Source organism: Variovorax sp. 10N412 (assembly GCF_056394985.1).
In genome coordinates, this window is the sequence record NZ_JBFTIO010000012.1 from 98989 (window position 1) to 116479 (window position 17491).

Annotated in this window: 14 protein-coding genes; 3 read left to right on the forward strand and 11 right to left on the reverse strand. The window is 69.0% G+C overall.

The window, feature by feature from the left end; translation table 11 throughout:
* Positions 1-5: 5 nt before the first annotated feature.
* On the reverse strand, positions 6-1748 hold the full coding sequence (locus tag AC1DJH_RS23870; protein ID WP_472125768.1) for a ShlB/FhaC/HecB family hemolysin secretion/activation protein: 1743 nt from the start codon (positions 1746-1748) through the stop codon (positions 6-8).
* 347 nt (positions 1749-2095) lie between these two features.
* On the opposite strand from AC1DJH_RS23870, the gene AC1DJH_RS23875 reads away from it, so the two are divergent.
* The gene (locus AC1DJH_RS23875) at positions 2096-2938 is read left to right on the forward strand and encodes a dienelactone hydrolase family protein (RefSeq protein ID WP_472125771.1); all 843 of its coding nucleotides are present in this window, start codon (positions 2096-2098) and stop codon (positions 2936-2938) included.
* 46 nt (positions 2939-2984) lie between these two features.
* Here the strand turns inward: AC1DJH_RS23875 and AC1DJH_RS23880 are convergent, their stop codons facing one another.
* Complete coding sequence (locus AC1DJH_RS23880) at positions 2985-4211, reverse strand: PQQ-dependent sugar dehydrogenase (protein ID WP_478187389.1); 1227 nt, start codon at positions 4209-4211, stop codon at positions 2985-2987.
* 155 nt (positions 4212-4366) lie between these two features.
* Here AC1DJH_RS23880 and AC1DJH_RS23885 point away from each other — a divergent pair, with 155 nt between their 5' ends.
* Complete coding sequence (locus AC1DJH_RS23885) at positions 4367-5296, forward strand: SMP-30/gluconolactonase/LRE family protein (RefSeq protein WP_478187390.1); 930 nt, start codon at positions 4367-4369, stop codon at positions 5294-5296.
* Here AC1DJH_RS23885 and AC1DJH_RS23890 read toward each other — a convergent pair.
* From AC1DJH_RS23890 to AC1DJH_RS23905, 4 genes are all read right to left on the reverse strand, one after another.
* Positions 5293-6015, reverse strand: a complete 723-nt coding sequence (locus tag AC1DJH_RS23890) for an ABC transporter ATP-binding protein (RefSeq protein ID WP_435440441.1) — start codon at positions 6013-6015, stop codon at positions 5293-5295. The genes AC1DJH_RS23885 and AC1DJH_RS23890 overlap by 4 nt on opposite strands.
* 49 nt (positions 6016-6064) lie before the next feature.
* Complete coding sequence (locus AC1DJH_RS23895; RefSeq protein WP_472125779.1) at positions 6065-7990, reverse strand: branched-chain amino acid ABC transporter ATP-binding protein/permease; 1926 nt, start codon at positions 7988-7990, stop codon at positions 6065-6067.
* A 34-nt stretch (positions 7991-8024) separates the two neighbouring features.
* Positions 8025-8900, reverse strand: coding sequence for a branched-chain amino acid ABC transporter permease (locus AC1DJH_RS23900; protein ID WP_435440440.1), 876 nt, complete (start codon positions 8898-8900; stop codon positions 8025-8027).
* A gap of 83 nt (positions 8901-8983) precedes the next feature.
* A complete protein-coding gene (locus tag AC1DJH_RS23905; protein WP_472125782.1) occupies positions 8984-10213 on the reverse strand; it encodes an ABC transporter substrate-binding protein in 1230 nt (409 codons plus the stop codon).
* A 209-nt stretch (positions 10214-10422) separates the two neighbouring features.
* Between AC1DJH_RS23905 and AC1DJH_RS23910 the strand changes: the two genes are divergently transcribed.
* Positions 10423-12510, forward strand: coding sequence for a TonB-dependent receptor (locus AC1DJH_RS23910; RefSeq protein WP_478187391.1), 2088 nt, complete (start codon positions 10423-10425; stop codon positions 12508-12510).
* Here AC1DJH_RS23910 and lplT read toward each other — a convergent pair.
* Genes lplT through AC1DJH_RS23935 form a run of 5 tightly spaced genes read right to left on the reverse strand, consistent with a single transcriptional unit; the run spans position 12498 to position 17488 of the window.
* Positions 12498-13724: a lysophospholipid transporter LplT gene (gene lplT / locus AC1DJH_RS23915; RefSeq protein WP_472125786.1), complete on the reverse strand. Its 1227-nt coding sequence runs from the start codon at positions 13722-13724 to the stop codon at positions 12498-12500. The two genes, AC1DJH_RS23910 and lplT, sit on opposite strands and share 13 nt — an antisense overlap.
* On the reverse strand, positions 13721-14503 hold the full coding sequence (locus AC1DJH_RS23920) for a GNAT family N-acetyltransferase (protein ID WP_472125788.1): 783 nt from the start codon (positions 14501-14503) through the stop codon (positions 13721-13723). The genes lplT and AC1DJH_RS23920 overlap by 4 nt, the downstream gene beginning before the upstream one ends.
* 8 nt (positions 14504-14511) lie before the next feature.
* Positions 14512-15627, reverse strand: coding sequence for a hypothetical protein (locus AC1DJH_RS23925; RefSeq protein ID WP_472125791.1), 1116 nt, complete (start codon positions 15625-15627; stop codon positions 14512-14514).
* On the reverse strand, positions 15627-16571 hold the full coding sequence (locus AC1DJH_RS23930; protein WP_472125793.1) for a methyltransferase: 945 nt from the start codon (positions 16569-16571) through the stop codon (positions 15627-15629). Before AC1DJH_RS23930 ends, AC1DJH_RS23925 begins: the two co-directional genes overlap by 1 nt.
* A complete protein-coding gene (locus AC1DJH_RS23935) occupies positions 16565-17488 on the reverse strand; it encodes an iron-containing redox enzyme family protein (RefSeq protein ID WP_472125796.1) in 924 nt (307 codons plus the stop codon). Before AC1DJH_RS23935 ends, AC1DJH_RS23930 begins: the two co-directional genes overlap by 7 nt.
* Between the last annotated feature and the right edge of the window lie 3 nt (positions 17489-17491).

Genomic DNA, 17491 nt, shown 5'->3' on the forward strand with positions numbered 1-17491 from the left:
GCACCTCAGAGGGAATAGGAAAGACGCAAGCCGACTTGCGTGGACTCGCGGCGCATGCCGGTGGGCAACCGGATGGCGCGCGAGACGAACAGGTCCACGCTCGCGCCCGCCGCCTGCAACGACACACCGACGGTCGCGCCCGACATCGAGCCCGAGGGCACGCCCGCGGCGCGATTGCTCACGCGCCCCACGTCCAGGCCGATGTAGCCGCGTCCCACCACCGGCACGTCGCCGACTTTCTGCGCGAAGGGCACGCCGAGTTCGTTGCGCCACAGCACGCCGTTGTCGCCGCTCAGCGTGTTGACGAGCGAACCGCGCACGCTGCCCGGACCGCCGATCAGGAATTGCTGCGAGCCATAGAGCGTGTCGAAAGCCCGCTGGGCGCTGAACTGGCTGGACCAGGCGAAGGTGGTATCGGCCAGCTTGAAGCGGCGGTCGAAGCCCAGGTCGACATTGAGCTTGTCGAACTGCGCATGCGGCTGGTCGCGCGCCAGGCCCGCGGGGTCGTGCAGTGCGCCCAGGCCCTTCAGGCCATGCGCCCAGGCCAGGCGGCCATTCAGCACGCCGCCGCCCAGCGCGACAAAGCCGCTCAGGCTCAGGTCCGACATGGCGAGCTTGCGGCTGGCGACTCCCAACAGCTCGCCGCCGACGTAGCTGGTCGTGTCCTGTGTGCCGATGCGCGCGCTCGCACTGAGGCGGCTGCCGGCATTGCGCAACAGCACCCTGTCGACCGTCAGGCCGACAGTGTCGGTGCGGCCCTCGGCGAGCAGGGTGTTGCCGCTGGCTTGCGTGATGCGGTTGCCGTAGCTGGTGCGACTCAGGTCGGCGCCGACGTTCCAGTAGCCCCACGGCACCGACAGCAGCAGGGCCGTGGCCCTGGAGCGGTGGTCCGCGTCGTGAGGCACCGAGTTGCGCTGCGTGATCGCAATGAGTTCGTTCAGGCCGAGCAGGCTGTCCAGGCTCAACGTGCCCGTCAGGCTGTCGCGGCCGGTGGCCGGCGTGCCCAGGTTGTCAGCCGACAGGAACAGTCGAGCCGGCAAACGCGAGGGGTTGCGCACGACGACGACGCTTTCGCCAGGCTGCTGGCCGGGGCGCACATCGAGCGTGGCGCTGTTCGAGCCGAGGCGGTTGAGTTGATCGGTGCCCTGTTCGAGATCGCGAAGGTTCAGCAGTTCGCCGGGCGCCGCCGGAAAGGCGCCGGACAGCGAAACGCCGCCCGGACGCGTGGCGTCCAGCTCGTATTTCTCGATCCGCCCCTCCACCACGCGGATCGTCAGCGTCCCTGTGCGCAGGTCCTGCGCCGGCAGGTACGCGCGGCTGGTGATCAGGCCCTGGTCGATGTAGCTCTTGGTGATGAGGGCGAGAATGTTCTCGAGCTTCTTGGAGTCGAGACACTGGCCGGCATGGTCGGTGTCGATCTGCTGGCGCAGCGCCGCGGGAAGTTGCGTTGCACCTTCGATCGCGATGCGCTGAATGTCGCGGCAGCCGCCGAGATCGGGCACGGTGGTGCGCGGCGCCTCGGTCTGCGGCTCTGTGTTCGGACGCGCCGGCACGGCATTGCGGGCCCGGTCCTGTTCTTCGCGCAGACGGTCCTCGAGCTGGCGTTGCACGGTGTCGTTCTGCCGGAGCACTGCGGGTGGGACGCCCTGCGCCAAGGCTGCGGGCGCGGTCAGCGTGCAGACCAGTGCGGCAAGGCCGATGGCAGATGCGCGGGGGAACCCCGTCGCCGATGGCTGCGGCTTCTTCATGAGCGTCTCACAGATGAATCGAGAGCCCACTTGCAAAGGCGGACAACCAGCGCACGGGCGTGCGGGGTCGGTGGACTGCTTAGCGATAAGTTCTAAATTGTGAGAATTTGTTGACAGCGTGTATGTCGCTATCCATAGCTACACCGGACGGCAGGCATTTGCGTCGTCCGCCGTCCGCGAGCGTTCGGCCGTGGACGTTCCTGGCGTTATCAGATCTGCCGCCGCTTTGGGGCTCCCTGAATGCCTTTCAGGCGCCGGGCGTCAGGGGAAAACCTGCCTGCTTGCTAGCCGCCCCGATTCATGGCAAAAGCTGACGTTTGACGTCAATCAAATAAGGTAAACCCATCGTGTGTGATCTGAACGACCAGGAAGAGCTCAAGAAGTACACCCGCCGCGACTTCGGTGCCTTGGCCGCATCCGCCGGCCTGCTGACCGCGTTGCCCAGCGTGGCCAACGCGGTGGCCGTGGCCGAGCGCGAGGTGATCATCACCACCGCAGATGGCAGCTGCGACGCATACTTTGTCGCGCCCACATCGGGCCCGGCACCCGGCGTGCTGGTATGGCCCGACATCTTCGGCCTTCGCCCTGCTTTCAGGCAGATGGGTCGGCGGCTGGCCGAGTCGGGGTACAGCGTGCTGGTGGTGAACCCCTTCTACAGGCAGAAGAAAGCGCCCACCGCGGCGCAGGGCGGCCAGACGCCCATCGCCGAGGTGATGCCGCTGATGCAGGCCCTCACGCCGGCCATGCACCTGAGCGACGGCAAAGCCTTCGTGGCCTGGCTCGATGCCCAACGCGAGGTGGACAAGGCGCGCAAGCTGGGCACGACCGGCTATTGCATGGGCGGCCCGATCGCGGTGCGCACTGCCTCCGTGGCGCCCGGCCGCGTGGGCGCGGTCGGAACCTTCCACGGCGCCGCCATGGTGACCGCGGCGCCCGACAGCCCCCATCGCCTGGTGGCCCAGACGCAGGCGCGCTACCTGATTGCAGTGGCCGAGAACGACGACACCAAAGACCCCGAAGCCAAGGTCACGCTTCGCGCGGCGTTCGACGCCGCGAAGCTGCCAGCCGAGGTGGAGGTGTACCCGGCGGCCCACGGCTGGTGCCCGCCCGACACACAGGTCTACAACGCGGCCCAATCCGAACGCGCCTGGACGCGCCTGCTGGCCACATTCGGCACGGCGCTGGCCTGATCGCGGCAAGCCCACCCACAAGGTGGGCTTGACGACCTCGACGTGACTACTTCGGCGTGAGCCGATACAAGCCGCCCTCGTGGTCGTCCTCGATCAACCACAGCGCGCCGTCCGGCGCCTGCTCGACGTCGCGAACGCGAAAGCCCACCGTCCAGTGCTCTGCCGGCGTCGCGGTCGCGCCGCGCACCTCGATCCGGTGCAGGGCACGGCTGGCGAGACCGGGCGCGAACGCCGAGCCCTTCCACTGCGGAAACATCGCGCCGCTGTAGAACATCAGGTTGCCGGGCGCGAGGACAGGCGTCCAGTAGATTGCCGGCTTGGCCAGGTCGGGGCGCGTGTCGGGGCTTGCAATGGGCACGCCGTCGTAGTTCACCGCATAGGAGACGAGCGGCCAACCGTAGTTCTTGCCCGGCTCGATCAGGTTGAGTTCGTCGCCGCCGCGCGGCCCATGCTCGAGCTCCCAAAGGCGGCCATCGGGCGCGAACGCGAGGCCGTAGGGCGTGCGATGGCCCGAGGTCCACGTTTCGGACGGCGTCAGGTTCGGGCCGTCGAAAACATGGGTGCGCACCACAGGCGCGGTTTTGGCGGCCTCCGTGTCTCTTGGCGGATCGATCACCGGCACTGACCGTGCGCCGGTCTTGCCCTCCATCGGGTTGCCGGGTGCGGGCTTGCCGTCCAGGGTCAGCCGCAGGATCTTGCCGGCCGGTTGGTTCGGGTCTTGGGCGGGGCTGAAGCGCTGCCGGTCGCCGGCCGTGAGGAAGAGAAATTTCTGGTCCGGCGAAAAGGCCACGGCCGCGCCGACCTGGCCCCCCTTGCCCTTGATCGGGTCGTGCCAGACGACCTTCAGGTCCTCGAGCGAGGCGGTGCCGGCGCCAATCCTGAGCGTCGCGCGGGCGAGCGCCAGGCTCGAGGTGCCCGGGTCCTGCCCGGGCTCCGAATAGGTCAGGTAGATCGCCCCGTCGCTCGAATAGGAGGGGGCCAGGTACACGCCGAGCAGGCCGTTCTGGCCTTGGGACAGCACCGGCGGCACGCCAGCGACTTCGAGCTTCTGCCCGGACGGGGTCGTGAGGTGGAGCCTGCCGGTCTTCTCGGTGACGAGCATGCGTCCGTCCGGCAGGAAGGCGATGCGCCATGGCAGATCGAACTGCGCGACCTTCGTGAGCTTGAACGGCGGCGATGGGGTGGGGGGCAGCGCGCCGGCGTTGATCTGCGCAACCACGGGCGCTGCACCGAGGAGCAGCCCAGGGATGAGTCCGAATTTCGGGAATTGCATGCTTCGCTCGTCAGTGGAGATAGTCCGAGGAGTATCTGGCGACCTGGAAAGCAGTGCCGAGCACCGGGCCATCGCTCAGGAGGGGCAAATCCCGAGCGGGCCCGGGCGCAGCGGATGTAGATTGGTTGGCAAACACAACCAAGGAGACATCGTCGATGAACGCCACCAGCCCTTCTGCCCCTTCTGCCCCTTCTGTCCCTTCTGCCCCGTTTTCCACACTGGTTTCCGGCTACAGCTATTTCGAGGCGCCCCGTTGGCATGAAGGCCGGCTGTGGGTGTCCGACTTCTACACGCACCAGGTCATCGCCGTCGGCCTGGACGGCCAGGTCGAGAAAATCGCCGACGTGCCGCAACAGCCCTCGGGCCTGGGCTGGCTGCCCGACGGACGCCTGCTGATCGTGTCCATGCGCGATCGCAAGCTGCTGCGACGCGAGGCCGACGGCAGGCTGGCCGTTCACGCCGACCTGTCGGAGGTCGCGGGCGGCCACGTCAACGACATGGCGGTGGACGCGCAAGGCCGCGCCTACGTCGGCAACTTCGGCTTCGACCTGATGGGCGGTGCGCCGGTGCAGACGGCGCAGCTGGCCCGCGTCGACCCCGACGGCCGCGTGACCGTGGTCGCCAAGGACATGCACTTCGCCAACGGCGCGATGTGCACGCCGGACGGCAAGACGCTGCTCGTGAACGAAACCTTCGGCAACAGGATTTCGGCCTTCGACATCCAGCCCGACGGCATGCTGGGGCCGCGCCGCGACTGGGCCACGTTCGGCGCCCTGCCGGACGGGCACGACCTCGAATCGATCATCCCGCAGCTGAAGGTGGCACCCGACGGCGCCGCGCTCGATGCGCAGGGTGCCGCCTGGATCGCCGACGCGGTGGGCCACCGCGTGCTGCGCGTGGCCGAAGGCGGGCGTGTGCTGCAGGAAATATCGACCGGCGAGATGGGCGTCTTTGCCTGCGCGCTGGGCGGTGCGGAGGGCAGGACGCTGTTCCTGTGCGTGGCGCCCGACTTCCTGGAGCACATGAGAAAAGACGCCCGCGAGGCCGCCATCTGGCACACGCAGGTCAGCGTGCCGGGCGCCTAATGCCCGCCGCCCAGGTAGGCGGCCTTGACGGCCGGGTCGCTGCGCAGCTTCTCGGCCGGTCCATGCAGTGAGATGCGCCCGTTCTCCAGCACATAGCCGTAGTCGGCCACGCCGAGCGCGGCGGCGGCGAACTGTTCCACCAGCAGCATCGTCACGCCCTCGCTCTTGAGCCGCTCGATGATGCGGAACACCTCGGCCACCAGGATCGGCGCCAGGCCCATCGACGGTTCGTCGAGCAGCACCACCTCGGGGTTCAGCATCACGGCGCGCGCCATGGCGAGCATCTGCTGCTCGCCGCCCGACAGCGTTCCGGCCAACTGCGTGCGGCGCTCCTTCAGGCGCGGAAAGAGTTCGAGCGCGCGCTCCAGGTCGCCCGCCACGTCGCCGCGCGGGCGGCTGCCGGTCAGGCGCGGGAAGGCGCCCAGCGTGAGGTTGTCGGTGACGGTCATGGTCGCGAACACGCGCCGTCCCTCGGGCGAATGCGCCAGGCCCAGCTTGGCGATGTGGTACGACTCCAGGCCCTCGATGCGCTTGCCGTTGAGCGTGATCTCGCCGGCGGTGGGCGCGATCATTCCGGAGACGGCCCGCATGGTGGTGGTCTTGCCGGCGCCGTTGGAGCCTATGAGCGTCACGACCTTGCCCTTGGGCACGTCGATCGAGATGCCGTGCAGCACCTGCACCTTGCCGTAGCCCGCAAAGAGATTCTGAATGCTCAGCATGATGGGTTTCCTGCGCTTGCGCTTGCTGCACGTGTGATTTCGGCGCGTGTCATGCGGTGCCGCCCAGGTAGGCCTCGATCACCTTCTCGTCGGCCTGCACGCGGGCTGGCTCCCCCTCGGCGATCTTCTGCCCGAAGTCGAGCACCGAGACGGTGTCGCACATGCTCATCACCACGTCCATGTGGTGCTCGATCAGGATCACGGTCACGCCGTGCTCGCGGATCTTGCGGATGATGGCGAGCAGCTCCTTGATGTCGGGCGCGGTCAGCCCGGCGGCCGGCTCGTCGAGCAGCAGCAGCTGCGGATCGAGCGCCAGCGCACGCGCGATCTCCAGCAGGCGCTGCTTGCCGTAGGGCAGGTTGCGCGCCTCCTCGGTGGCGAGCGCCTCGAGGCCGACGAACTTCAGAAGCCCCAGCCCGCGCTGCACAGCGGCCGCGCTCTCGCGCCGGTAGCGCGGCGTGTGCACCGCCACGTCGAGCAGGTTGCTCGCAAAGCTGTGGTGCAGGCCGACCTGCACGTTCTGCAGCGCGGTCATTTCGCCGAACAGCTGCACGTTCTGGAAGGTGCGCGCAATGCCCGACAGCGCGATGTCGGCCGAGGTGCGCCCGACCAGCGAACGGCCGCCGAAGGAGATGGCGCCGGCCGTGGGCACGTAGATGCCGGTCAGCACGTTCATCATGGTGCTCTTGCCGGAGCCGTTGGGTCCGATCAGGCCGTGGATGGTGCCGCGCTTGATGCGCAGGTCGACGTTGTTGAGCGCTTTCAGGCCGCCGAACTGCATCAGCACGCCGGAGGCCTCGAGCACGTCTTCGGTGCCGCCGGCATGGGCGGCGATGGACACCGCGTCGGCCGGTGCCGCAACGACGTCGGCTGCCGCGAGCGATGCCACCGGCCGGCGCATGTTGAAGGCCTTGCGCACGAAGCCGACGATGCCGTCCTGCAGGTAGTACACGACGAACAGCATGATCACGCCGAAGATCGACAGCCGCCAGTCGGTCATGGCGTCGAGCCAGAAGGCCAGGCCCGCCAGCGCGATGCTGCCGACCACGGGAATGGCCATCTGCACGGGGGAGGCGCGCTGCCGCCGGACCGCGACCACCGCGGAGACCAGCACCAGCACGGCCAGCGCCACCGACACGTAGCGAAACAGCACCACGTCGTCCAGCAGCTTGGGCAGCAGCACGATGATGGTGGCGCCGAGCATGGCCCCGATGCGGCTCTTGCGTCCCCCCATGATCACCGCCAGCAGGAACAGCACGGTGAGCTCGAAGTTGTAGGAGTTGGGCGAGATGTACTGCTCGGAGTAGGCATAGAGGCAGCCCGCGAGCCCGGCGAAGCCGGCGCTGATGACGAAGGCGTAGACCTTGTAGCGATAGACCGACACGCCCATGCAGTCGGAGGCCACCGGGCTGCCGCGCAGCGCCTCGAAGGCACGCCCCAGGTGCGAACGCAGGATGCGGTGCACCACCACCAGCGCCAGCACCATCAGCACCGCCACCACCCAGTAGTACTCGCGGTCGTCGAGCTTGTGGCCGAACAGCGCGGGCTTCTCGAGCTTGATGCCCATCGGGCCGTTGGTCAGGAAATCCATCTCGTTGATGAGGATCTGGATGATGGTGCCGAAGGCCAGCGTGACCATGGCGAGGTAAGGCCCCGACACGCGCAGCGCCGGCAAGGCCAGCAGCGCGCCGAAGCCGGCCGTGACGAGGATGGCCACCGGCACCGTGATCCAGAACGGCATCGCAAGCTTGAACACGAGCACGCCGGCGGCATAGGCGCCCAGGCCGAACAGCCCGGCATGCCCCAGCGAGACCTGGCCGGTGTAGCCCACCACGATGTCGAGCCCGAACAGCAGGATCGCGTAGATCATGATGGTCTCGAGCAGGTGGATGTAGTACGGGTTGTCGATGCCGATCGGGAACAGCAGCAGCGCAGCCACGCCGGTGACCGCAAGAAGCAGATGGCTGGTTTTCATTTTTTCGGAATTCATGGCGAGGCGCTTGTGTTGCTCAGACCTTCTTGATGGCGGCCTTGCCGAACAGCCCCGAGGGGCGCACGGCGAGCACGATCAGCAGCAGCACCAGCCCGGGCACGTCCTTGTAGCCGGTGCTCAGGTAGAAGCCGGTGGTGGTCTCGGCAATGCCGAGAATGATCCCGCCCACCACGATGCCCATGCCGCTGGTGAGCCCGCCGATGATGGCGACCGCGAAGGCCTTCAGGCCGAGCACCGCGCCCATCGAGGCGCCGGTCAGGGTGAGCGGCGCGATCAGCACGCCGGCGAAGGCCGCCGTCATGGACGACAACGCATACGAGAAGGTGATGACCAGGCCGGTGTTGATGCCCATGAGCTTGGCGGCGTCGCGGTCGTTGAAGGTCGCGACCACGGCCTTGCCGTAGATCGAGCGGCGGTTGAACAGCTCCACCGCCAGCATCATGAGCAGCGCGCCGATGACCACCAGGATTTCCATCGGCAGCACGTTGGCGCCCAGGAAGTGCAGCGGCGACTCGGGCAGCGGCGACGGAAACTTCAGGTCGTCGCGCCCCCACACGTTCTCCGCCACGTTGGTGAAGATGATGCCCAGCGCGATGGTGGACATGATCCAGCCGAACTCGGACTTGATCTTGATGGCCGGGCGCACCGCGATGCGCTCCACCACCGTGCCCTGGAAGGCGCCGAACAGGCACACCAGCGGAATCATCAGCCAGTAGTTCAGCCCCATGTTCACCAGCGTGAGGCCGACCATGGCCCCGAGCATCAGGGCGTTGCCCTGGCCGAAGTTCAGGGTGTCCGACGTGGCGAAGGTGAGCTGGTAGCCGAACGCGATGACGGCATAGATCATGCCCAGCGCAATGCCGCTGAAGATGAGTTGGGTGAGGATTTGCATGGCGGCTCGAGGAAAGCGATGGACCAAAAAATGCGCCGCCGCGGGAACAGGCCCCGGGGCGGCGCCGGCGCTCGCGCCGGTGCTTACTTCTTCAGCAGGGCGTCGTTGGCCGCCACGTCCTTCATGCGCACGGTGCCGGCGCTCTTCTGGTCGTCGGCGCTGGCAAAGACCACGCGGCCGCCCTTGACCTCGCCGAACACTGGAATGTTGGCGGTGATGGCGTCGTGATCGGTCTTGGTGAAGGGCTTGTTGTAGGTGGTCACCACGCCTTCGACCGGCGCCTGCAGGTCTTCGAGCGCCGCCTTGATCTTCGGGCCGTCGGTGCTGCCGGCCTGCTTGATCGCGGCGGCCAGCAGGTAGATGGAGTCGTAGCCCTGCGCCGCCGACACCGGCGAATCCATGCGGTTGTTCTTGGGCTTGAACTTGGCAAGGAAGGCTTCGATGAAGGCCTTGCGCTTGGGCGTGGTCGGCTCCTGGATGAAGGTCTGCGGCATGCGCGCACCGTCGCCGCCGGGGCCGGCGTTGTCGATGAAGTTGGCCATGGCCAGCGTCCAGCTGCCGATGATCGGCACCTTCCAGCCCAGCTTGGTCATGCCGTTGGCGATCTGGGCCAGCTCGGGGCCGATGCCGTAGGTGAGCACGGCCTCGGCGCCGGCTTCCTTCGACTTGAGCAGCTGGGCAGTCATGTCGACGTCCTTGATGTTGAACTTCTCGACCGCCACGGGCGTGATGCCCTTGTTCTTGAGCGCGCGCTCCAGATCTTCGCGGCCGAGCTGGCCGTAGTTGGTGGAGTCGGCCAGGATCGCGACCTTCTTGTAGCCGCGGCGCACGATGGCTTCTTCCACGATCATCGGCGCCTGGATGCTGTCGTGCGCGGCGTTGCGAAAGACGTAGTTCTCGGGGTCCTTGTCGAACTGGTGCGTGATGACCGAGCCGGTGGCCACGTTGTTGAGCACCGGAATCTTCGCGTCCTGGAAGAAGCGCTGCGAGGCCAGCGCCACGCCGGTGTTGATGTAGCCCACGGCCGCCACCACCTTTTCCTTGTTGACGAATTCCTGGGCGATCTGCACGCCGCGTTCGTTCTTGGCTTCGTCGTCGCGTTCGATCAGCTGGATCTGGCGGCCCAGCACACCGCCGGCCTTGTTGATTTCCTCCGCGGCCAGGCGCACGCCGTCGCGCATGCTCACGCCCATCGAGGACGAGCCGCCGGTGTAGGGGCCGTCCACGCCGATCTTGATCGGATCGGCCGCGAAGGCGGCGGCCGAAAGGGCGAGAGCGCTGCTCAGGGCCAGCAGCTTGAATCGGAATTGCATGGAAAGGTCTCCAACGGTGTTGTGAAAGTCTGGGTCGGAACGACAGGGACGACGCGCAAGCACGAAGCCTGCAAAACATAGTCGATAACCCTTCAGCGCCAGAGAGTGACAACCCTAGCCGGGCCCACCACATCCGTCCGGCGGTTCCCCGCGTAAGCGCTGTACCCGCCCCGCGCGGCACCCCGACAAACGCAGGAGACACCCGCCCCATGAACCTTCCGTCCCGCACGGCCACGCGGCCCTGGCTGCTCGGCGCCCTGTTCGGCAGCGCCGCCGCCTGCGCCCAGCAGAATCATTTGCCCGAGATCCAGGTCGTCGGCCCGCGCGACACCGCCATCGGCACGGCCGACAGCGCCAGCGAAGGGGCGGTGGAGCGCGAGTCGTACCAGTCGCGGCCCAAGCTGCGGCCCGGCGACATCGTCGAGGCCGTGCCCGGCGTGGTGGCCACGCAGCACTCGGGCGACGGCAAGGCCAACCAGTACTTCCTGCGCGGCTTCAACCTCGACCACGGCACCGACTTCGCGGTGACGGTGGACGGCATGCCGGTCAACATGCCCTCGCACGGCCACGGGCAGGGCTATGCCGACCTCAACTTCCTGATGCCCGAGCTGGTGTCGGGCGTGCGCTACCGCAAGGGCCCGTACTTTGCGCAAAGCGGCGACTTCTCCCTGGCGGGCAGCGCGTCGCTCGACTACTTCAGCGCGCTGGAGGCGCCCTTTGCCGAGCTCACGGTGGGCTCGCACGACTTCAAGCGGCTGCTGGCCGCGGGCTCGCGCACGGTGGACGACCAGACCTGGCTCGGCGCCGTCGAGCTCGAAGGCAACAACGGCCCGTGGAACGTGCCCGAGAACCTGAAGAAGGCCAACGCCGTGCTGCGCTACTCGCAGGGCTCGCCCACGCGCGGCTTCAGCCTCACAGGCATGGCCTACAAGAGCAGCTGGACCTCGACCGACCAGGTGCCCGAGCGGCTCGTCGACAGTGGCGCGCTGCCGCGCTTCGGCAGCCTGAACCCCACCGACGGCGGCAAGACGCAACGCATCAGCCTGTCGGGCAAATGGTTCGACAAGGGACCCGACGGCGACACCGAGTTCAGCGCCTTCGCCATCGACTACCGCTTCGACCTGTTCTCCGACTTCACCTACTTCCTGAACAACCCCGTCAACGGCGACCAGTTCGAGCAGACCGACCGCCGCCGCATCTTCGGCGCGCAGGGCTCGCATTCGATGGGCAACAAGATCGCGGGGCTCGACGGCCTGCTGAGCTTCGGCGCGCAGTGGCGCGGCGACCGCATCGCCGAGGTGGGGCTCTACGACACCGAGGCGCGCCAGCGCCTGGGCACGGTGCGCAACGACAGGGTGTCGCAGGACCTGTTCTCGGTGTACGGCCAGCAGCTGGTGAACTTCAGCGAGCGCTGGCGCGCCTACGTGGGCCTGCGCGGCGACGCGCTGCGCTACGACGTGCAGGGCCGAGAGCCGGTGTATGGGCCGCTCAACAGCGGCAAGGGGCACGACGCGCAGCTGAGCCCCAAGTTCGGCCTGGCCTTCGCGCCCACGCCGGCGCACGAGTTCTATTTCAACGCGGGCGTGGGTTTTCACAGCAACGACGTGCGCGGCGCCACCATCACCACCGACCCGCGCAGCGGCCTGCCGGCCGACCGCGTGCCCGCACTGGTGAAGGGGCGCGGCGCCGAAGTCGGCTGGCGCTTCCAGCCGAACGAAGACCTCACGGCCACGGTGGCGCTGTGGCAGCTCGGCCTGGCTTCCGAGCTGGTCTACGTCGGCGACGCCGGCACCACCGAGCCCGGCCGCGCCAGCACGCGGCGCGGCATCGAGGCCACGCTGCGCTGGAAGTTCGACCGCGCCTGGCGGCTCGAGGTGGACGGCGCGCTGTCGCGTGCGCGCTTCAAGGGCGCGGCACCGCAGGGTGAAGGCAACCACGTGGACAACGCTGTCGAGCGCGTGGTCGCGGCCGGCATCACCTACATCGAGGGCCCGCTGACCGCGTCGCTGCGGCTGCGCTACATGGGGCCGCGTGCGCTGGACACGCTCGACACGGTGCGCTCGCGCGCCACCACGCTGCTGAACTTCGGCGCACGCTATGCGGTGAACCGTCAGCTCACGCTGGGCCTGGACGTGTTCAACCTGGCGGGCCGCAAGGGCAACGACATCGAGTACTACTACGCCTCGTGCACGGCCGGCGAGGTGGCCGGTGGCAGCTGCAACGGCGGCGTGAACGACCGCCATGTGCACCCCATGGAGCCACGCACGGTGCGGGTGAGCGCGCGCTACACCTTCTGAACGGCGAGCGCCTCGCGTGAGGCCCCGAGCCGGCGCGACCACAGAAAGATCGCGCCCATCGCCAGCACCAGGAAGCCGCCGAAGCCCGCGAGCGTGGGCAGCAGCGGGGCGTCGAGCCAGACCAGCGCGCCGTACACGGCGAGCATGGCCAGCGAGGCGGTGCTCTCGTTGGCGTTCTGCACCGCGATCGACTGGCCCGGATGCATGCGCAGCAGCCCGCGGCTTTGCAGCAAGGCGTTCATCGGCACCAGCAGCAGGCCGGCCAGCGCACCGATCACCACCAGCATCACGGAGGCCAGCACGGTTTGCGTGACCAGCGTCATCGCCATGACCACGGCGCCCAGCGCCACGCCCAGCGGCAGCGCGCGCATGGCGCGCTGCAACGGGAACCAGCGCGCCGCGCCCATGGCGCCGGCCACCATGCCCACCGCCACCGCAATCTGCAGCAGCGCGCCTTGCGACAGCGTGAGCCCCAGGCGCTCGGCGCCCCATCGCAGCACCAGGAACTGCAGCGTGGCCGAAGCCGCCCAGAACAGGCTGGTCACGGCCAGCGAAATGCGTGCATCGGCATCGCGCCACAGCAGCCGCAGCGAGTGCCCGAAATCGCGCACCAGCTCGCCCGGATGCGCCAGCGCCGCGCGGTTGCGCGCCGGGCTGTGCGGAATGGAGAGCGTGCACAGGGCCGCGAGCAGGTACACCGCGCCAATGGCCGGCAGTGCATGGCCCTTGTTCGCCAGCGCGCCGCCCAGTGCCACGCCGAACAGGATCGACACCACCGTGCTCGCCTCGACCCAGCCGTTGGCCCGGACCAGTTCGTCCTGCGGCAGCAGCTCCGGAAGGATGCCGTACTTGGCCGGCGAATAGGCCGCCGCGCCCAGGCCGACCAGGGCATAGGCCACCAGCGGCTGCACATGCCACACCAGCAGCGCGCAGCCGCCCAGCTTCACCAGGTTGGAGACCATCAGCACGCGGCCCTTGGGCGCGGCGTCGGCCACCGCGCCCGCGAAGGCGGCCAGCAGCACATAGGAAAGATAGAAGAACACGCGCAGGGCCGGGGTCATCCAGCCCGGCGCGTGGCGTTGCATGAGCAGGCCGATGGCAACGATCAGCAGCGCGTTGTCCCCCAGCGAGCTGAAGAACTGCGCCGCCACCACCGAGCGCAGCGCGCGCCGCGAGCGCGCCGACGCCTGCACCGGTTGCACGGGTTCGGTCACGCGGCCACGCCGAAGAAGTGCTGCCGGTAGCGCGGCGACAGCTCGCCGATGCGCAGCATCAGCGGCAGGTCGGCGGTGTTGAACGCGACGTCGAGCGCGGGCGGGCCGAGCAGCCGGGCGCCGCAGCGCAGATAGCCCTTGATGAGCGGCGGTGGTGCGGGGGGCGCGGTGTCGCCGTGGTCGTCGGGGTGAGCCTCGGCGTCCAGCGGCAGCGCGATGCGGGGCTCGACGCGCCAGCGCTCCTCGACCAGGTGCGTGCGGCACAGCCGGTGCCACAGCCGCGCCGCGCTCAGGCCCTGTTCGTCCAGGCCGATGCTGGCGCAGCCGATCATGGTGTCGAGCCGGTGCTCGACCATGTACTGCCCCAGCGCGGTCCACAGCGCCATGATCACGCTGCCCGTGCGCCACTGCGCGTCCACGCACGAGCGGCCCAGTTCCAGCGCGCGGCCGCGCAGCGGCGCGAGCGGGGACAGGTCGAACTCGGTGTCGGTGTAGAAGCCGCCCGCGCGCCGCGCCGCCTCGGGTGTCAGCACGCGGTAGGTGCCGATGAGCGGACCGGGGCCATGCACCGGGTCCACCGCGCGCACCAGCAGGTGGTCGCAGAAGGCATCGAAGCGGTCGGCATCGAGCCCGCTCGGCGTGCCCTCGGGCGGCGTCAGGCGGGCGCCCATCTCCTGCGCGAACACGCGGTAGCGCAGGCGTTGCGCGTCGCGCACGTCGTCTTCGCAAGCGGCCCAGCGGGTTTCCAGCACGGGCGTGGCAGAGGTGTCCGTGTGCATGCGGCAACTCAGTTGGAGGGCGGGTAGCGCTCGACCAGGCGGTTCTGCCGCCGGTTGAGCCGCGCGAGCGCCATCAGGCCGATGGGCCGCACGCCGGCCTTGCGCTGCGCGGCGCCGATGGCGAACAGCAGCCGCTGCTTGGCGAAGACCATGCGAAAGCCCTGCAGCACGCCGGTGTCGGGGTCCCAGGCCTCGATGGCCTCGGAGCCCGCGCCGTTGATTTCCATGATGGTGAAGCCGCGCCCTGCACCCAGTTCGCGCAGGCTGTCGTAGCGCACGTCGAAGCGCCCGAAATGAAAGTCGGGCATGTCGCGCGCGACCGCATCGATGGCGCGCACCAGCTCGGGGGTGATCAGCGCCGCGCCGTCCCGGTACAGCCCGCCGACGCGGGTCGAGCCGATGGTGGCGAGCCGCACCTGCTGCCCGGCGGCGGGCACGCTGTGGTGCGGCACGCTGCACTCGTGGCGCGGCGAGCGCGCGATGCGGCGCGCCCGCGCGTCGGCCGCCACCAGCTGGGCCACGGTGCTGCGGCCGTCGCCCGTCACCCGCGGAAAGTAGCGCAGCGCCAGGCCGATGATGCGGCCCTGGCACGTGACAGGGTCGCGTGCGTAGAAGATGCCGGCCTCGCCTTCCTGCGGCAGGTAGCGTTGCAGCACCACCGTTTCACGGAGGGGGAACGCGGCCAGGTAGGCCTGCAGCGCCGCCATGTCCTGCACCAGGCGCACGCCGTAGCCGCACAGGCCGAGGTCGGGCTTGGCGACCACGGGAAAGGCGAGGCCGCTGCGTTCCATCGCCTGCTGCAGCGCCTGCGCCGTGGCCGCGCCGTCGTTGAACACCGCGCAGTGCGCGGCCGTGACCGAGCGCGCCAGCGGTCCCATGCCGCGAAAGTACTCCAGCTTGCCTTCGCCCACCAGCCCGCCCGAGGTCAGGTGCGGGTTGGCCGCCGACGGCACCGTCGGCCCGCCGTAGCGCAGCGACAGCCACAGCCACTGCACGACCAGCGGCACGCAGATGAGCCACTTGGGCATGCGCTCCAGCACGCTGCAGTCGCGCACCGTGGCCAGGCTTGCGCCGTCCAGCGTGTCCGCACCGAGGTCGAGGTCAAGGTCGAGCCTGGCCGCCATCACGCGCGCTCCTGCGGCCGCGTCACGACCAGCCCGACAGCCGCGATGCGGTCGATGTGCGCGTACACCGAGCGTTCCAGCTCTTCGCCGAACACGTCGGGGTCGATCTCCGCATATGACCACTCGCAGCCCGAGCCTTCCAGCAGGGGCCGCATCTCGGCCAGGAACGGGTCTTCGCCGTCGACCATCGCCACGCCGGTGTACAGCAGCAGCTGCCCGCCCGGTGCCAGCCGCTTGAGCGATTCGGTCGCGATGCGCGCGCTGAGCGCCCGCCCGAGCCGGGTGCCTCCGTGGCGGTAGGCGCGCTGCGCGGCGTCGTCGAGGTAGGGCGGGTTCGACACGATGAGGTCGAAGTCGCCGTCCACGGCCGAGAGCGCGTCGCCCTGCGCCAGCGTCACCGGCACGCCGGCCGCCTCGGCGTTGACCGCCGCGTACTGCAGCGCCAGCGGGTTGATGTCGTTCATGACCACGAGCGCCGGCGTGCCCGTGGCGGCCAGCGCCCGCGCCACCGCCACGCCGCCCGCGCCGCTGCCGCAGCCCACGTCCAGCACGCGTGCGCGCTGCTGCGCCTTGCGCTCGGCGAGCGCCTGAAGAATGAAGCGCGCAAAGCGGCTGGTGTCGGGCCCGAAGAACACCGCGTTCTCTTCCACCGTCGGGTAGGCCGAATGAAAGAACAGGTCGTTGCCCAGGCTGGCGATGCGCACCGTGCTGCGCAGCAGCGTGCCCGTGCGCCGCACGAGGCCGGCGTGTTCCATGTCGGCCAGCAGGGCCGGCGGCAGCGCATTCGCTTCGAACGGCAGGTTCCAGCCGAAGACGTCCCGCAGCGTGTTGCCCGGCTCGCGTCCGCGCCGCGCGAGCACGCGCTGGTGGGTGAGCGGCGTGACGGTCGTGAATCGGTAGCCGGTGGCCGCCACCTGGCGCAGCACGGCGGCTGCGTTCAGCATGCGACGGCCTCTTCTGCGTGCGGTTCTTGCAGCTCCGCGGTGTAGCGGTCGAAACAGCGCGCGCCGCACGCGAGCCGCATCAGCGCGCCTTCGGCGATGAACTGCCCGCAGGCTGGGTCCTCGTCGACCAGCGGGTGGATCACCTCGCGCAGCCAGGCGCGCGCGTGCGACACATCCAGTGCGCCGTGCAGATCGAAGTAGGCGCGTGCCCGCCCGCTCAAGCCCAGGCGGCGCATGCCGGCGGCCACCTGCTTCACGCGCCCGGGGGCCGTGAGCTCGATCACGCCGAGCGCGCCGATGGCGTGGTACGCGTAGCGGCGCGTGGTCGCCAGGCCCACCATGGTGTTGGCCAGCGCAAGCGATTCCCACACGGTGGTGTCGATGGCCGGGTGCAGGTCGAGTTCGCGCACCATGTGCGCGAGCATCTCGCCGTGCATGGCGCTTTGCTTGCCGTGGCCCATCTCGTCCCAGAAGTTGCGCGCGCACTCCAGTTTGGGTTGCGGCGGCAGCTTGACCTGGGTGTAGGCCAGCAGGTCTTCGAAGCCCGCTTCGCCTGCGGCCTCCTGCGTGAGGAACCAGCGCATCTGCGGCAAGGTGGCCTCCCGTGCCAGCCAGTCGAACAGCGCATGCGCCTGGCCGGGGCCGGTGTGCGCGAGCGATTCGAACCAGTGGACGAAGTGGCCCGCATTGCCGGCCGACACGCAAGCCGCCGAGCGCACCGTGGCACGCAGCTCTTCGAGGAACCGGCCTTCCAGCACGCGGTGCTCGTGCTCGCGTGCAAGGTCGTCCTGCCATTGCAACGATGGCTGTCCCGGGTTCAGGCGCGTGGCGTTGAAGCGGGCCAGGCGCCGGTGGAGTTTCGCGGGCGGCGGCAGCGGCGGATGCAGGCCGGGGTCCTTGATGTCGTGTGCGGACATGGT

What these genes read in the sequence shown, in the direction of transcription:
- AC1DJH_RS23870 (WP_472125768.1), bottom strand. Translation starts at nt 1,748, where the DNA reads ATGAAGAAGCCGCAGCCATCGGCGACGGGGTTCCCCCGCGCATCTGCC.
- AC1DJH_RS23880 (WP_478187389.1), bottom strand. Translation starts at nt 4,211, where the DNA reads ATGCAATTCCCGAAATTCGGACTCATCCCTGGGCTGCTCCTCGGTGCA.
- AC1DJH_RS23885 (WP_478187390.1), top strand. Translation starts at nt 4,367, where the DNA reads ATGAACGCCACCAGCCCTTCTGCCCCTTCTGCCCCTTCTGTCCCTTCT.
- AC1DJH_RS23890 (WP_435440441.1), bottom strand. Translation starts at nt 6,015, where the DNA reads ATGCTGAGCATTCAGAATCTCTTTGCGGGCTACGGCAAGGTGCAGGTG.
- AC1DJH_RS23895 (WP_472125779.1), bottom strand. Translation starts at nt 7,990, where the DNA reads ATGAAAACCAGCCATCTGCTTCTTGCGGTCACCGGCGTGGCTGCGCTG.
- AC1DJH_RS23900 (WP_435440440.1), bottom strand. Translation starts at nt 8,900, where the DNA reads ATGCAAATCCTCACCCAACTCATCTTCAGCGGCATTGCGCTGGGCATG.
- AC1DJH_RS23905 (WP_472125782.1), bottom strand. Translation starts at nt 10,213, where the DNA reads ATGCAATTCCGATTCAAGCTGCTGGCCCTGAGCAGCGCTCTCGCCCTT.
- AC1DJH_RS23910 (WP_478187391.1), top strand. Translation starts at nt 10,423, where the DNA reads ATGAACCTTCCGTCCCGCACGGCCACGCGGCCCTGGCTGCTCGGCGCC.
- AC1DJH_RS23920 (WP_472125788.1), bottom strand. Translation starts at nt 14,503, where the DNA reads ATGCACACGGACACCTCTGCCACGCCCGTGCTGGAAACCCGCTGGGCC.
- AC1DJH_RS23925 (WP_472125791.1), bottom strand. Translation starts at nt 15,627, where the DNA reads ATGGCGGCCAGGCTCGACCTTGACCTCGACCTCGGTGCGGACACGCTG.
- AC1DJH_RS23930 (WP_472125793.1), bottom strand. Translation starts at nt 16,571, where the DNA reads ATGCTGAACGCAGCCGCCGTGCTGCGCCAGGTGGCGGCCACCGGCTAC.
- AC1DJH_RS23935 (WP_472125796.1), bottom strand. Translation starts at nt 17,488, where the DNA reads ATGTCCGCACACGACATCAAGGACCCCGGCCTGCATCCGCCGCTGCCG.